Raw genomic sequence first — 16,589 nt, 5'->3', positions numbered from 1 at the left:
CACCGCCGGGCGAAACGCCTTTACAGGTACTTGAGCCAGGCCAGGTCGCGGCGCCGCGCCTTCAACCGGGCGAAGCCGCGGACCGGCAGGTACAGCGCGGCAGCCAGCAACATGGCCAGCAGCCAGACCGCGGCGACACCCTCGAAACCGAAATATTCGCCCTGGTTGCGGCCGAACAGGCCGACGCTGGCCAGGTACAGCCCCTTGAGCACATACAGGTGCAGCAGGTAGAAGAACATCGGCGCCGCGCCGAACACCGCCAGCGCGCCGATCCAGCGAGCGCTGCCGGCACGCTCGAAGGCGCGTAGCAACAGCAGCCCGGCGCCCAGGGTCAGGGCCAGGAACAGCAGCGAAGGTGGGTACTTGGTGATGTTGAAGAAACTCATCAGCGTCTGCGTGACACTGGGGTAACTGCTCCAGGGCGCTTCGCCGTAACCATTGAGCAGGCGCAGTGCAACGAAACCCAGCAGGGCCAGAGCCCCGGCCAGCAGCAGCCGCCGTTGGCGGGCATCGGCCTGGCTGGTGCGGGCGAACCATGGGCCAAGGGCGTAGCCCAGGACGATCACGCCGATCCACGGCAACAACGGATAGGATGTGCGCAAGCGTAAGTTGTCGCAGACCTCCAACCAGCCGCGATCGTGCAGGACCGCCCAGGGCACATGCAGGGCCGATGCCTGCTCGAAGTGCAGGCCATCGAGCAGGTTGTGGCCAGCGACGATCAGCGCGCCCAGGGCGATAAGCGCCGGGCGTGGCAACCACACCAGCAGCGACAGGGCGATCATGCTCAGGCCTATGGCCCAGATCACCTGCAGGTAGATCACACTGGGTGGCAGCTGGAAGGTCCAGGCGAAGTTGACCAAGGTGACCTCCAGCACGACCAGGAACAGCCCGCGCTTGAACAGAAAGGCCGAGACGTCGCCACGGCCCTGGTGCTTTTCGCCGTACAACCAGGCGGACAACCCGGTGAGCAGCACGAACACCGGGGCGCACAGGTGCGCCAGGGTGCGGCTGGCGAAAAGGCTGGGGTCGGTGGCATCGATCGTCATCGGGTCGCTGACCTGGCGGTGCAGAAAGAAGGTTTCGCGCACGTGGTCCAGGAGCATGAACAGGATCACCAGGCCGCGTAGGGCGTCGATGCTTTGCAGGCGTTGGTTGGGCAGGGGGGAAGGGGCAGTGGCGCTGGTCATTGGCTGGGTCGCAGACAGGAATGGCATTTCAAATCAAATGTTATCGTATAACATTTCACTGGCGCCTGAACAGCTCGATTTCGTGTGGAGGGCCACCAGGCGTTCACCACGACCCCAGCAGCGCCTATCAGTCACTCTGCATTGAAACTTTTTTCGCGGCCTGGCCAACCTCCCGAGTGCCTTGCGGGTAATCCTCCAGATCAGCATCACCCATAACCGCTGGCCTGCCTCCTTCACCTCCCGGAAAAACCGCCGGAACCACCCCGCGACACCCGAGTTTTTCCCTGCCGAACTCCCGATGTTTTTTCCTTTGGCTGTCACCACAAGCTGCGAATGTTGCCTTCGTGGACAGGCCTCCAGCCCCTCTGGATCAGGGTGTACGGCCTCGGCCACAGCAATGCGCGACCCACTCAACGTACGAACACGACGATAGGAGATTGCTTCATGTTTAAGCGTACTGTGATCGCCGCCTCCCTGGTGGCTGCTACCCTGGCTTCGGCCCAATCCATGGCCGCCGTGGTCGGCGGCGGTGCCACCCTGCCTGAGCCGCTGTACAACGGCAACGCCACCTGGGAAGGTATCCTGCCAAGCGGCTTCAGCTACACCGGCGTGGGCAGCGGCGGTGGCAAGACCGCTTTCCTGACCAACGCGCCTGCGTCGATCAACCAGCCTGCCGGCACCAACGTCGACTTCGCCGGCTCCGACTCGGTGCTCAGCGCCAGCGAACTGTCGACCTACAACAGCACCCGCGCCGCTGCCTGGGGCAAGCTGGTCCAGGTACCGGCGGTCGGTACCAGCGTGACCATTCCTTACCACCGCAACGGTGTCAGCAACCTGCAGGTCAACGCCGCGCAACTGTGCGGCGTGTTCTCCGGCAGCATCGCTACCTGGGGTGCCCTGCTGGGCAACGGCGACACCACCCCGATCAAGGTGATCTACCGTGCCGGTAGCAGCGGCACCACCGAACTGCTGGCGCGCTTCCTCAACGATTCTTGCCCGACTGCCTTCTCGGTCAGCAGCACCTTCACCAGCGCCAACGTCGGCACCGAGCCGAGCACCTGGCAAGCCGTTGCTGGCAGCGCCGATGTGGTCAACGCGGTGAACGCTACCGACGGCGCCATCGGCTACGTCAGCCCTGACTTCGTCGACACCGCCAACAATGCCCAGGTCGCCCGTGTCAGCAAGCTGGCCAGTGGCACCGCGGTGCTGCCGACCGTCGACCAGGCGCAGATCGCCCTGGGCAGCGCCACCGCCCCGAGCACCGACCGTGCCAACCCAGCCAGCTGGGCTGTCACCTTCGGTCGTGGTGCCAGCGACAAACCGGTCCCGACCACCGGCTACCCGATCGTCGGCTACACCAACCTGCTGGTTGGCCAATGCTACAAGGACGCCGCCGATGCCACCGCGGTTCGCGGCTTCCTCGACGACTTGTACAGCGGCAACCACGACCTGGCCATCGGCATCCACTCGTTCGTGCCGGTGCCACCGGCGTTTGCCGCAGAAGTCAAGAAAGCCTTCATCAGCAACGCTGGCAACGAAGGCCTCGATATCGGCAACAGCAACGTCTGCAACGGTATCGGTCGCTCGTAATACGGCTGTTCCCCAGTGGCCCGCATCTATTGGATGAGGGCATGACCCTGGCGGTGCCCGTGGGCGCCGCCGGGGTTTTCTTCGTGTGCATGAAGGAGCCCAACACGTGTTCAAGCAAAGATCCCTGCAACTGGCCGCCCTGGCCTGTGCCGCGCTGCTGGCCGGCACGGCCTGCGCCGAGGTCAACGGTGGCGGTTCCACGGCGGTGAAGCGGCTTTACACCGGCAACCCGCTGTACCCCACGCTGCCACGGCTGTTGCCCGATGGTTTCACCTACAGCGCCGTCAACAGCCTGGCCGGCAAGCAGGCGTTCCTGGCCAACGATCCGACGCTGATCTGGCAGGCGGCGGGTGGCACCGTCGATTTCGCCGCGGGCGAGGCAGTGCTCACGGCCAGCGAACTGGCCAGCTATCGCAGCACTCGGCAAAGCGCCTACGGGCCGATGATCCAGGTGCCGGTGGCCGGCATGGCGGTGGCGATTCCCTATCAGAAGAGCGGGCTCGATACGCTCCAGCTCAGCGCTCAGCAGTTGTGCGGGGTGTTCTCCGGGGCGTTGGCCACCTGGGGCCAGGTGCTGGGCACTGCCGACAGCACGCCGGTACGGGTGGTGTACCGCGCGGGCGACAGCGGTACCACCGAGGTGCTGTCGCGGTTCCTCAACGACAGCTGCCCGTCGGCATTCAGGGTAGCGTCCCGCTTCACCACCGCCAGCCTCGCCACCCCGCCTGGCCATTGGCTGGCGGTTGCCACCAGTGCCGACGTGACGGCTCAGGTCAACCTTAACGACGGGGCCATCGGCTACGTGGCCGCCAACTACACCGAAGCGGGCAAGAACAGCAAGGTCGCCCGGGTCAGCAAGCTGCCCATGGCCGCCGGGACGGCGGCGCTACCCACCGTGCTGGCGGCCCAGGCCGGGCTGGGTACCCCGCAGGCGCCGGCCAGCGCCGCCGAGCGCGGCAACCCGCTGCGTTGGGTACCGACCTATGGCAGTGCCGCCGGCGACCTGCCGGTTGCCAGCACGGGTTACCCCATCGTCGGTTTCAGCAACCTGCTGCTCGGCCAGTGCTATCAGAACCCCGCGGATACCCGGGCGATTCGCGATTTCCTCGGCGAACTGTACGCCGGCCAGCGGCGGATCGCGGTGATGGGCCATGTCTTCGTGACCTTGCCACAGCCATTCGCCGATGAGCTGCGCCGCACCTTCCTGTTCGATGCCTATGGCGAAGGCACCGATATCGGCAACCCGTCGGTGTGCAACGGCATCGGCCGGCCTTGAGCCGCCCGCGTGCGTCGCCATACCCCAGCCAGATGAACTTTGCATGACAAAGCTTCGGTCGCCCAGCGGCCGGAGTGCCTTATGGCAAAGCGGCATCAGCGCCGCCTGACGATTTTCGAGAACCAGCACAAGGAACCCTGCGATGTCGCGCGGCATGCCCCAGCCAGCCCTCCCAGCCACCGCCGCACTGCGTCGCGGCAAGCCTGCCAGCGGCGAGCCGTTGCTGCTCAAGCCCTTGGCCCAGGCCATTGCCTTGTTGCTGTTGGCCGGCAGCGCCCAGGCCGGGCAACCGTTCAGTTCGGCCTGGTTCGCCGCCAAGGGCGCTGCCAGCGCCCCGGCCGGCAGCGGCGCCGTGGGCGGGGCTGGGCAGGCGCTGCCAGGTTCGCCGCCGCCGCTGGCCCAGCAGCAACGGCTGAACCAGCAGTTCCAGCGCACGGTGAGCAACTTCAACAGCACCGTGGCAGCCATCGCCGCCCAGCAGGCGGCCCAGGCCAATGGCCGGACCTTGGCCCAGGTGCAGCCGCAAGTGATCCCCAATGGCCTGGGCGAGGGCGGCCTGAAGGTCGACGAGAACCCGCTCACCCAGGGCTGGCGCAATGCCAAGGCGCCACAGCAGAGCCAGGCCGGTGGCAAGACCCAGGTGCGTATCGAGCAGACGGCCGACAAGGCCATTCTCAACTGGGAGACTTTCAACGTCGGTCGCGACACCACCGTGCGTTTCCAACAGCAGGCCGACTGGGCCGTGCTCAACCGGGTCAACGACCCGGCTGCCCGCCCGAGCCAGATCCACGGGCAGATCGAGGCGCCAGGCACGGTGATGCTGATCAACCGCAACGGAGTGGTGTTCAACGGCACCAGCCAGGTCAATGTGCGCAACCTGGTGGCCGCGGCCGCGCAGATCAGCGACGAGCAGTTCAGCCAGCGCGGCCTGTATGTCGACAACAGCGCCAGCCAGGCCACCTTCACCCAGGCCGCCGGCAAGGTCCTGGTCGAACGCGGCGCGCAGATCCGCACCCAGGAACCGACCAGTTCCACCAGCGGCGGCGGTTACGTGCTGCTGCTTGGCAGCGAGGTGGGCAACGATGGGCAGATCATCACCAGCAAGGGCCAGGCAACCCTGGCGGCGGCGGACGATTTCTACATCCGCCGCGGCCAGGGCACCGAGGCCAACCGCTACTCGACCACCCGCGGCAACGAAGTGGCCGGCAGCCTCCAGGCCGGCAGCAGTGCCGGCACGGTGGTCAACAATGGCCTGATCCAGGCCGCCGGTGGCGACATTACCTTGACCGGGCACCAGGTGCGTCAGCAGGGCGTGGCGTTGGCCAGTACCTCGGTGGACCGCCGCGGCAGCATCCACCTGCTCAACGCTGCCAGCGACACCACCGGCAGTGTCAGCCTCGGGCAGGGCAGCGTCACCGCCGTGCTGCTGGACGACAGCGCGGCGCTCGACAGCCAGCGCGAAGCTTCGCGGGCAGTGGTCAACGGTAGCAACGGCAACCTGGCCAGCGGGCGCTTCGACAACCTCAGCACGGTCATCGACCGCCCCGAGCAGTCGCGGGTCGAGATAGTCAGCGGCGCCACGGTGCACTTCCAGGACGGCTCGCTGACCCTGGCCAGCGGTGGCCAGGTGGCGGTGAGCGCGGGCCGGCGCAGCCTGGTCGACGACGGTGCGCGCCTGGATGTGGCCGGCGCCCTCGGAGTCAAGGTGGCGATGGAAAGCAACGTCATCAAGGTCAACGTGCAGGGCAACGAGCAGCGCGATGCGGCGGGCAACCGTGACCAGGGTGGGCTGGGCAATCGCGATGTGTGGGTCGATGTGCGCGAACTGGTGCACGTGGCGGCGGGGGTCAATGGCTATGCCAAGGACCGCTGGTACACCGCTGGCGGCCTGCTGGAGGTCGGCGGTTACCTGGGCACCCGCAGCCACGGCGTGGGCGAGTGGATGGCCCAGGGCGGCACGCTGACTTTCACCGGCCAGGACCTGGTGACCCGTGCTGGCGCGCAGATCAACCTGTCTGGTGGCACTTTGGCGGTACAGGACGGCTATGTCCGGCAAAGCTGGTTGCGCGGTGCCGACGGGCGCCTGTACGAACTGTCCAAGGCGCCGGGCGACTTGCTCTACAGCGGCGTCTACCAAGGCTTCGAGGACAACTCCACGCGCTGGAACCAGACCCGCCTGTTCTACAACCCGCTGATTGCGCCGCAGCAGCGTTTCGAGCAGGGCTATACCGTCGGCCGCGACGCCGGCAGCTTGGTGGTGGCCACCCAGAGCGCCGTGCTCGATGGCCAACTGATCGGTGCAACCTGGCAGGACCCGCGCCAGCTGCAGGCGCCGGTGACCGGCCTGGATGGCTACAAACAGGTGCATAGCGCCGTTGCCCGAGGCGCCCAGCTGGTCATTGGCCAGCAGATTCCAGGCTATCTCGCCGCCAGCAAGGACCTGGTCTTCAGCCTGTCGCCGGTGATGCGCCAGGTCACCCTCGACGCCGGCGGTCGTGGCGCCAGTGCCCAGGTGCAGTTGCAGGCGCCGTTGGACGAGCAACGCCGTGGCCAGTTGCTGCTCGACAGCAGCCTGCTCAACGGCTTTGCCCTGGGCGGCCTGAGCGTGGCCGCCAGCGAGTCGGTGCAGGTGGACGAGGCGCTGCGCCTGGCCGATGGCGGTCAGTTGACCCTATATGCCCCGCAGGTACGGGTTGCTGCCAACCTTACCGCCAAGGGCGGCCAGATGACCTTGGGCGATGTGCTGTATCAGCGCGACGGCGCCGATCTGCGGGACCGCGTGTTGGCCACCCCGGCCGGGATGGGCGCGCAGGTCGTGGTCGGCGATGGCGTGCGCCTGGATGCCAGCGGTGTGCGCAGCGAGCGCAACGATGCGCCGGCCATGGCCTGGCGCCATGGCGGCAACCTGTCGCTGCGCAGTTCTGGCGACGTGCTGTTGGGACAGGGCAGTGTGCTGGATGTGGCCGCCGGGGTCGTGCGCGGCGAGCGCAACCAGTTGAACGGCGGCCATGGCGGCAACCTGACGCTGCACGCCAGCGCCTACAACCCCGGCGAGGGCGGGCGCCTGCAATTGGCCGGGGAGCTGCGTGGCCATGGCAGCCAAGGCGCCGGCACTCTCGACCTACAGGCGGACACGGTGCGCATCGGCGGGTTAGCCGACGGCAGCGGCCTGCACCTGGGTGAGGATTTCTTCAGCCGCGGCTTTGCCCGCTACAGCGTGCGCGCCGCGCGCCAGCTGACCGTGGCAGAGGGCGCCCAGGTGCAGGTCACGCGGCCGGTGGAATTGCTCGATGGCAGTCAGCCAGTCAGCGACCAGGCCACGACATGGCTGCCACCGCTGCAGCAGGACAACGCAGCCAAGGGCGTGCTGAGCCTGCGCGGCGGTGCCAGCCTGAGCCTGGCCGCGGGCGATACCAGGCAGACCGTGGCCCAGCGCGAGGCCGCCGTGCTCGACGTGCAGCGTGGCGCGCGCATCAGTGTCGACCCGTTGCAGGCGATCGAGCTGAGCAGCACTGCGCAACTGAACCTCGAGGGTGCCTTGCAGGCCGTTGGCGGCAGGGTCAGCCTGCGCCAGGCGCTACCGGAAAGCGCCGCGTCCGGGGTGCGCGAGCGCCTGCATGAGCGTGCCATTCGCCTGGGCGAGGCGGCATCGATCGATGTGTCCGGCCAGGCCTTCACCGCCCTCGACAGCCAGGGCCGGCGATATGGCCAGGTGATCGCTGGCGGCAGCATTGTCATTGGCGGCCAGATCGACCACGCCAAGGGCATCAGTGACGGCGCCTATCTGTTCGTCGACATCGCCCGTGGCGCCCGCTTGCATGCCGATGGCGCCAGCGCGGTGCTGGATATCCGTGAGCAGGGGCCGCTGACGGTGGCCAGCGCCGGTGGCAGCATCAGCCTGGCCTCCAGCTATGGTCTGCGTCTGGAGGGCAGCCTGAGCGCGCTGGCCGGCGGCGCCAACGCTGCCGGGGGCAGCCTCGGCGTCGCCCTCGACACTGGCCTTTATTACAAGGATGGGCTCGAAGATGGCCTGAACGTGCCCCGCGAACTGGTCCTGGGGCGCGGGGCCGGCGATGACGGCTTGCGCTACGGTCATGGCCGCCTGGACATGGACTTGGTCGAACGTGCCGGCTTCGCCAGCCTGGCCCTGCTCAGCGACGGCGTGCTGGCCTTCGACGGTGGGTTGGACCTGGCGATGGCCCAAAGCCTGCAACTGTACGCCGGCTCGCTGGTGCTGGCCGCCGACAGCGCCGACGATGCGCGCATCCATCTGCGCGCGCCCTACGTGCGCCTGGCCGGCAGCAACCACTTCGGTGGCGATTTTACCGTGCGTCCGACGGTCAAGGGTGGTTTGTCGCAACAGGCGTCCCATGCCCTGTTGCAGGTCGAGGCCAACCTGCTCGAAGTGCGTGACGAACTGAGCCTGGGTGCGCACGGCAGCCTCGCCCTGGGCAATGGCCAGCCATTGACTTTCGATCGCCGGGGTTTCGCCCTGGCTCGGCTGCGCAGCCAAGGCGACATTCGCTTCCTGGGCCGCGACTCGACCTCAGGGCCGACCGTGCTGAGCAGCAATGCCGACCTGGAACTGCTGGCCGCCCAGCTGTACCCGGTGACCGGCGCCTACGCCCGGGTCCAGACCAGCGGCGATGCCAGCCTGCGCATCGGCCGGGTTGGCGAGGACACGCCAGCGCTGCCGTTGTCGGTGTTCGGGCGCTTGCACCTGAGCGCCGGCACGGTGGAACAGGGCGGGGTGGTGCGCGCGCCGCTCGGCCAGGTGCTGCTGGGGGATACCCTTGAAGCCGGCCAGGACTTGCGCCTGTTGCCCGGCAGCATCACCTCGGTCAGCGCGGCGGGCTTGCGCATGCCCTATGGCGGCACGGCCGACGGCTTGAGCTACCTCTACGACGGCAAACCGGTGGAGCTGCTCGGCGGCAGCGGCGACAACGACCATGGCGTGGTGTTGGCCGGCAAACGCATCGAGGTCCAGGCCGGGGCGTTGATCGACCTGGCCGGCGGCGGCGAGCTGAGCGGTGCCGGCTTCGTTTCCGGGCGCGGGGGCTCCACCGATGCCCGCTACCACCCGTTACTGCAACTCGACGGCAACGGCCGCCTGCTGTTGCCGACGCTTTCGAGCAACCCGGTGTACGCCATCGTCCCGGGCCTTGTCGGTGACTATGCGCCCCTGGCGGGCGAGGCCGGGGTCGCCGACCCGGCCATTGGTCAGCGCATCACCCTCGACCAGGGCATCCCTGGCCTCGCGGCGGGCACCTATACCTTGCTGCCGGCCAGCTACGCCCTGTTGCCGGGCGCCTTTCGTCTCGAGCTCAACGGCCTGGCCATGGCCGGCCAGCGCAACGTCAGCCTGGCCATGCGCAACGGCTCCTGGACTACCTCGGGCAGCCTGTCGGTGGCCAATACCGCCATCGCGCAACCGTTGTCGGGGCAGGTCATCCTCACCGCCGCCGACACCTTGCGCCGTTACAGCCAGTACAACGAAATGTCCTACGCCGGCTTCGTCAAGGCCGATGCGCAGGCAAAGGGGGTGCCGCGGGCGGCGCTGGAGGCCGACGGCAAATGGCTGACCTTGCGCCTGAAGCCCAACAGCGACCCTGAGAGCACTTTGCGTTTCGCCGGCCAGGCGCGCTTCGATGCCGCCAGCGGCGGGCGCGGCGGCAGCGTGACGGTGTTGGGGCTCGATGCCATCGAGCTGCTTGCCGATGGTCAGGCGAGCACTTGGGACCAGCCAAATCGCGTGGCCCTGCGGGCCAGTGACTTGAGTGCGCTCAAGGCGCCACGGCTGAGCATCGGCGCGCGCCCGGAGGTGCGCTACGGCCAGGGTGGCAACATGCTGCGCTTGATGGAGTCGTCCACCGACATCCTGCTGCGCAGTGGTGCCGAGCTGCGCGCCGGTGAAGTGTTCCTGGCGACCAACAAAGGGCAGGGGGCGATCGTCGTCGAACAAGGCGCGGGGATCATCACCCTGGGCCGGGGCAAGGTGCCGTACGATGCCACCGACGGCTACCTGCTCGACCCCAATGCCCACGGCTTGCTGGCGCTGTCCAATGGCCGCCTCGACGTGCTGCCGTCGGTGGCCGACGATTTCTTCGCCCCAGGCAGCATCCTGATCGGCGGCTGCGTGTCGAGCCGCTGTGACGGCCTGACCCGCTTGTACGCCGAGGGTTCGCTGTTCGCCGCCACCGACCGCACCTTCAACCTCGATGACCAGGTGCTTTTTGGCACGCGCCACCTAGGCCTGGCGGTGGGGCGGATCAATGTCGGCTCGGCGGCAGCGCTGGCCGCCGCGGCCAACGCCGGGGTGCTGGGGCAGGGGCTGACGCTCAACCAGCAGGTGCTCGACCGCTTGTTCCAGGGCAGCACCGAGCAGGGTGTGCCGGCACTCGAGAGCCTGACTTTGACGGCGGCGGACTCGCTGAACTTCTTCGGCAACAGCCAGCTCGACACCTACGACCCGTTGACCGGGCGTAACCGGGTGCAGCAACTGATCATCGGCGCGCCGGCGCTGTATGGCCTGGGCCAGGCCGATGAGCGGGCGCTGATCCGCACCGGCAACCTGGTGTGGAACGGCGCCCGCACGCTGCCCGGCGCGCCGATTGCCGGCGGCGCTGGCAGCGGCGACGGCGTGCTCGAACTGCAGGTGGCGGACTTGACCTTTGGCTACGGCCCGGCCAGCCAGCCGGACGGTACCGCCAGCATGAGCCGCCAGACCCTGGGTTTCCGCCAGGTCAATATCCGCGCCAGCCACCAGGTCAGCGCCAACCATGCCGGCGCGCTGCAGGTCTACCATCAGCGCGGCGCCTGGCAGGCCGAGGGCGGCTTCCAGTACAGCGGCGGCGATCTGCTGGTGGACACGCCGTTGTGGACCGGCAGCGCCGGTTCGATCAACCGTATCAGCGCCGGCGGCCAGTTGCGCGTGACCGGCGGCGGCACGGCATTGGCCAGCGGGCGCGACGGGTTGGGCGCGGAGCTGGCGCTCAGTGGCCGCCAGGTCAGCCTGGACGGTACCTTCAGCCTGCCCAGCGGCAAACTGAGCGTCCTCGCGCAAGACGATCTGCTGCTCGACGACCGTGCGCATATCGACCTGGCCGGTCGTACCCTGACCTTCAACGACGTGACCCAGTACAGTTGGGGCGGCGAGCTGCTGCTGAGCAGCCGCGAAGGTGATATCCGCCAGGCTGCCGGCAGCCTGGTCGACCTCAGTGCCCGCAACAACCGCGCTGGCCGCTTGAGTGCCACCGCCCAAGGCCCGCAGGGGGGCCAGGTGGCCTTGCTGGGGCAGATTCTCGGCGGTGCCAGCGGCGAGTACGATGCCGGCGGCGCCTGGGTGCCTTATGCCCAGGGCGCGGTGCAAGTGCGTGCTCGCCAGCTCGACGACTTTGCCGGGTTAAACCAGCGCCTGAACCGTGACCAGGTGTTCGGCGCGCGCAGCTTCCAGATCAGCCAGGGCGACCTGGTGATCGGCGACCAACTCAAGGCCCGGGAGATCACGGTCTCGCTGGACAACGGCCAGCTCACCGTGGCCGGTACCGTGGACGCCAGTGGCGCCCAGGTCGGTAGTATTCGCCTGGCGGCCAAGCATGGCCTGACCCTGGCTGCCGACGCGGTGCTCGACGCCCATGGCAGCCTGCTGCGGGTCGACAGCCAGGGCGCTATCATCGATGCGCCGAACCGTGCCCTGATCGAACTCGACAGCGGCGACGGGCTGCTGACCCTGCGCCCCGGCGCGCGCCTTGACCTGCGCCACGGCACGGCGGCGGCCGCCGCGCAACAGGATGGCCAAGCCCGTGGTTCGCTGGTGCTGACGGCGCCACGGGTGGGTGGCGACATTGCCGGCGATATCGCCATCGACGCCCGTGGGCGGGTGGACATCCTCGGAGCCAAGACCATCGCCGTGGTCGGCAACCAGCGCTACAGCGACGCCCCGGACGGCGGCACCGCGGCCAGCGGCCGGCCCTACCAGTACATCGACCAGGCCTACCTGGATGCCAAGCACGGGCGCAGCGTGCTGTTCATCGATGCCGCGCTGGCCAACCGCGACTTGCTCGACAACCGCCTTGCCGGCCTGAACAACGCCAGTTACGCCCAGGCCCTGCACCTGCGTCCGGGCCTGGAAGTCGCCAGCCGCGATGCCAGCACCGACCTGGTGGTGCGCGGTGACCTCGACCTGTCTGGCCATCGCTATGCCAGCCTCAACCCCAGCACGCCCCAGACCTTGATCCGAGGCTCGGGCGAGGTCGGCCACCTGGTCCTGCGTGCAGGTGGCAACCTGGAGGTTCATGGCAGTATCAGCGACGGCTTCCTGCCGCCGGAGCTGGCCAGCGGCAGCGACCGCCTGGACGGCCGTGGCTGGATCCTGGTCCCTGGCAAGCAGCCGTTCCAGAGCGACCTGGTCATCCCGCGCAGTGGCGTCCAGCTGGCCGAGGGGACCCGCTACCCAGGCGGCAGCACCTTGAATTTCGACCTGCCGTTCGCCGCTACCGCGCTGCCGGCCAACACCCGCTTGAACAACCCGCTGAGCCTGGCCAGGGCGCTGACCTTGCCGGCCGGCACCGTGCTCGACGCCGCCGTGCGCGACGCTGCCGGCAAGGTGCTGTTCGCGCCAGGCACCTTGCTCGAACAGGCGGTTACCCTGGCCGCCGATACGCAGTTGGACGCCGGCAGCCGCCTGCCGGTCGAGGCCTCCGTGCGCGGCGGCGTGTGGCGCAAGGGCACGGCGTTGCCCAGCGGCGGCCTTGTCCAGCGTGGCAGCTTGTCCCTGGCGGTTGGCGCGCTGTTGCCGGCCGACACCGACGTCAAGCTGCCCAGCGGGGTATTCTGGGTCGATCTGCGTCAGGAAATCGCCGGCCAGCAGGGGCGCAATTGGGCGCTGGGACAGATGCTGGCGCAGGGCTCGCAGTCCTGGTCGATACGCCTGGTGGCCGGTGCCGACCTGGGCGCCGCCGACAGCCGTACTACCCAGGTCGAGCCCGAGGCCGGCGCATTGCGCCTGGCCGACCAGCACTACATCGCCACGCGGGTGATCGAGACCACGCCGCCGACCATCAGCTATGTCTGGACCAACCTGGCCGTGGGCCGGGTGCCCGGCCAGCCGGTGCCGGCCAACTTGCTGCCGTTATGTACCGCGCGGCCGACCTGGTGCCAGAAGATCGAAACCCCTGGCGGGATCACCAAGGCCCAGATTACCCCGCAGACCCAGTTGTTCAGCGTGTTGCGCACCGGCACCGGCGACCTCGAGCTGCTCAGCGCCGGCGATTGGCGCATGGATTCGCTGTATGGCGTGTACACCGCCGGTACCCAGGCGCCGGCGCTGCTCGTCGAGGGCCGCGATCCACACCAGCTGGCTCGCGGTCGCCAGGCCAACGGCAGTGTGCTGGGCCCGCTGGGGACGGCCTACGAGGCGAGCACAAGCGATTACCGCGCCTGGTACCCGCACCAAGGCGGCAACCTGCTGGTGGTGGCCGGTGGCGACCTGACCGGCAACCTGGTCGGGGCCAAGAGCAATGATCGCCTGACGCGCCGTCAGGTGCCCTCGGCCGCCGTCGGCAACTGGCTGTGGCGCCAGGGCCAGAGCGATGCCGGCACCCCGGCCGCCTGGTGGCTCAACTTTGCCAGCTTCGCCCAGGACCCGGCCAGCGACCCTGGCTTGCCCTACCTGGTCGGCTTCACCGGCCTTGGCACGCTGGGCGGCGGCAACCTGGACGTGCGCGTCGCTGGCGCGGCCGGCCTGCTGCAGGCCAACAGCGCCGCGGCCAGCGACGTCGAGCGCAGCCAGGGCCTGAACCTGGTGGTGGCCAGTACTGGCCGGATGAACGCCGAAGGGCGCCTGGTGCAAACCGGTGGTGGTGACCTCGACCTGCGGGTCGGCGGCGGGCTCAACCCGATGCTGGCCGCCGCCACGGCCGCGGATGCCCTGGTAGACCTGCAAGGCACCTTGGTCAACCTGCGCGGTGCCTTGCAGGTGGACGCCGCCAGCATCGGCCTGCTCAAGTCGATCTACGGCAGCTACGGCTTCCAGCACGACAACAGTGAATCCCGTGCCTACGACCCCTATACCGCCACCCGCGCCCAGGCGCTGGGCGGCATCACGCTGATGCCGGGCGACAGCGGCGTGCGCTTGCGCAGCCGTGGCGACCTGGTGGTGAAGGGCGTTGGCGACCCGGGGCGGGTACCGCAGTTCAATAGCACGCCGTTCAGCGCCGACAATGGCGCGTCGATGGCGGGGCGCGGCAACAGCTGGTTCACGCTGTGGACGCCGCAGACCTCGGTCGAGCTGATGAGCCTGGGCGGCGACCTGGCGCCCAATGCCTACAACAACGTGACGGCGCCCACGCGCAACCTGGCCATTTATGGCGGCCGGGTGTTCTACCCGACCGCGCTGAGCGCCACCGCGGTCAACGGCAGCCTGTATTACGGCGACTCGGTGCGCAGCACGGACGGGCCGTCCTCGCTTTACAGCCTGATGACCGCGCCTTCGGCCAAGACCCGCTTGCAGTTGCTGGCCGGGGATTCGATCTATGCCGGCGGCTACGTAGTCAGCCAGGGCGGCACCGACGACAGCGCGCTGGCCACGCCGTGGCGCCCGGCATTCCTGGGCACCAGCACAGGCAACCTGGTGCTTTCGAGCAACCTGCACGGCGATCTGTCGCGCGAGCCCTGGTCGGCGCCGTTGTACAGCTTTGGCGTCAACACCTACAGCGACCGGGGCAGCCGGCCAGCCAGCCCGGTGCGTTTCTATGCCCTGGACGGCGATATCGTCGGCTTGAACACCGGCGAGATCATCGAGTACCCCTTGCTCGGCTTGAAGCTCTACCAGGGCAGCGGGCCGGCACGCATCATCGCTGGCCGCGATATCGTCAACGCCGGTACCACCCTGGACAACCAACGCCAGGCCGCGGCTGGGCTGGTGGATACCCGCGGTGGTAGCGAGAGCCGCTCTGCCGGCAACCTGTTCATCCATGGCGACCGTCACGACGTGTCGCTGGTCAGCGCTGGTCGCGACATTCGTCTGAGCAGCTTCAATGTCGCTGGCCCCGGCCAGCTGGAAGTGCTGGCCGGGCGCAACCTGTACCAGTCCGGCCCGGGGGTGAGTTCGGCTTACCAGGAAGCGGCGATCAGCAGTATCGGTCGAGTGGGCGGCGGCGGTGCGGGCAATGATGGCGCAGCCATCGCCATCGTTGTCGGCGCGGCCCAGGGGCCGGACTATGCCGGGCTGCTGGCGCGCTACCTGGGCCAGGAGCAATTGGCCGACCCGTCGCGGTCGCTGGCCAGCCAGCCGGGCAAGGTGGCCAAGGTCTATGACCAGGAGCTGCTGGCCTGGCTGCGCGCGGGCTTTGCCTTCGACGGCGATGGCGAGGCGGCGAATAGCTATTTTGCCGCGCTGCCTGCCGAGCAGCAGCGCATTTTCGCTCGCCAGTTGTACTTCGCCGAGCTGCGCGAGGGGGGGCGCGAGTACAACGATGTCGACGGCCCGCGCAGCGGCAGCTACCTGCGTGGCCGCCAGGCCATCGCCACCTTGTTCCCGACCAAGGACGTGGCCGGCAACCCGATCAGCTACAGCGGCAATGCCACCTTCCATGGCGGCGCCGGTATCCACACCGACTTCGGCGGCGCCATTCAGGTGCTCACCCCGGGCGGCCAGCAGGTGTTCGGTATCGAGGGCGAGGCGCCACCCGCCACGGCGGGGGTGATCACCCAAGGCAGCGGCGATATCCAGCTGTACTCCCAGGGCAGCATCCTGCTTGGCCAGAGCCGGATCATGACTACTTTCGGCGGCTCGATCCTCGGCTGGTCGGCCAGTGGCGACATCAACGCCGGACGCGGGTCGAAGACCACGTTGGTGTATACCCCGCCCAAGCGTACCTACGACCTGTGGGGTAACGTCGGGCTGGCGCCGAGCGTGCCGAGCAGCGGTGCCGGTATCGCCACGCTCAACCCGATCGCCGAAGTGCCACCGGGGGATATCGACCTGATCGCGCCATTGGGCACCATCGATGCTGGCGAGGCGGGGATCCGCGTGTCGGGCAACGTCAACATCGCCGCCTTGCAGGTGGTCAACGCCGCCAACATCCAGGTGCAGGGCGATGCCAAGGGCATGCCGGTGGTGGCGGCAGTCAATACCGGCGCGATCGCTTCGGCCAGCGCGGCGGCGTCTTCAGCAACCCAGGCGGCCGAGGAGGCCGGGCGTCAGCAGCAGGCAGCGGCGCGGCAGCGGCAACCGTCGGTGATTACCGTGCAGGTTCTGGGTTTTGGTGGCGAGCGGCTAGTGCCGGGGCAGGAGGGGGCCAGCCTGAACCCGCAATACAACCGACACAGCCCTGTGCAGGTGCTGGGCGCGGGAGTGTTGGATGAGCGGGCCAAGGCGCAGTTGACCGAGGAGGAACGGGGCAACTTGTTGCTTTGAGGAGGCGCGAGTAGCGAGGCCTTCGAAGTCCAAGCACCCTGCGCAAGCTCATGCCTGGCAGGGTGCCCTGGGGAACGGCTGATCGATAGGCACGACCCCTGGTTCGCACACGGTCAGT

4 protein-coding genes are annotated in these 16,589 nt (G+C 68.4%); 3 read left to right on the top strand and 1 reads right to left on the bottom strand.

Going from position 1 to position 16,589, the window contains the following annotated elements; genetic code table 11:
* Positions 1–20: 20 nt before the first annotated feature.
* Positions 21–1,187, bottom strand: a complete 1,167-nt coding sequence (locus ACODS5_RS04350; RefSeq protein WP_489108151.1) for an acetyltransferase domain-containing protein — start codon at positions 1,185–1,187, stop codon at positions 21–23.
* A gap of 444 nt (positions 1,188–1,631) precedes the next feature.
* Here ACODS5_RS04350 and ACODS5_RS04345 point away from each other — a divergent pair, with 444 nt between their 5' ends.
* From ACODS5_RS04345 to ACODS5_RS04335, 3 genes are all read left to right on the top strand, one after another.
* Entirely contained in the window at positions 1,632–2,777 is a 1,146-nt protein-coding gene (locus ACODS5_RS04345) for a substrate-binding domain-containing protein (protein WP_134692934.1), read from the top strand.
* Positions 2,778–2,883: 106 nt separating this feature from the next.
* Positions 2,884–4,053, top strand: a complete 1,170-nt coding sequence (locus ACODS5_RS04340; protein ID WP_489108030.1) for a substrate-binding domain-containing protein — start codon at positions 2,884–2,886, stop codon at positions 4,051–4,053.
* A 154-nt stretch (positions 4,054–4,207) separates the two neighbouring features.
* Positions 4,208–16,471: a putative filamentous hemagglutinin family protein gene (locus ACODS5_RS04335; RefSeq protein ID WP_489108029.1), complete on the top strand. Its 12,264-nt coding sequence runs from the start codon at positions 4,208–4,210 to the stop codon at positions 16,469–16,471.
* Positions 16,472–16,589 lie beyond the last annotated feature (118 nt).

This window comes from Pseudomonas sp. FG47, assembly GCF_057809115.1.
Note: the sequence above shows the minus strand (reverse complement) of the source record. Positions and strands in the feature narration are given on the sequence as shown.

Bases quoted from the DNA above. Each gene is read 5' to 3' on its own strand.
- ACODS5_RS04350 (WP_489108151.1), bottom strand. From the start codon at position 1,187: ATGACCAGCGCCACTGCCCCTTCCCCCCTGCCCAACCAACGCCTGCAA.
- ACODS5_RS04345 (WP_134692934.1), top strand. From the start codon at position 1,632: ATGTTTAAGCGTACTGTGATCGCCGCCTCCCTGGTGGCTGCTACCCTG.
- ACODS5_RS04335 (WP_489108029.1), top strand. From the start codon at position 4,208: ATGCCCCAGCCAGCCCTCCCAGCCACCGCCGCACTGCGTCGCGGCAAG.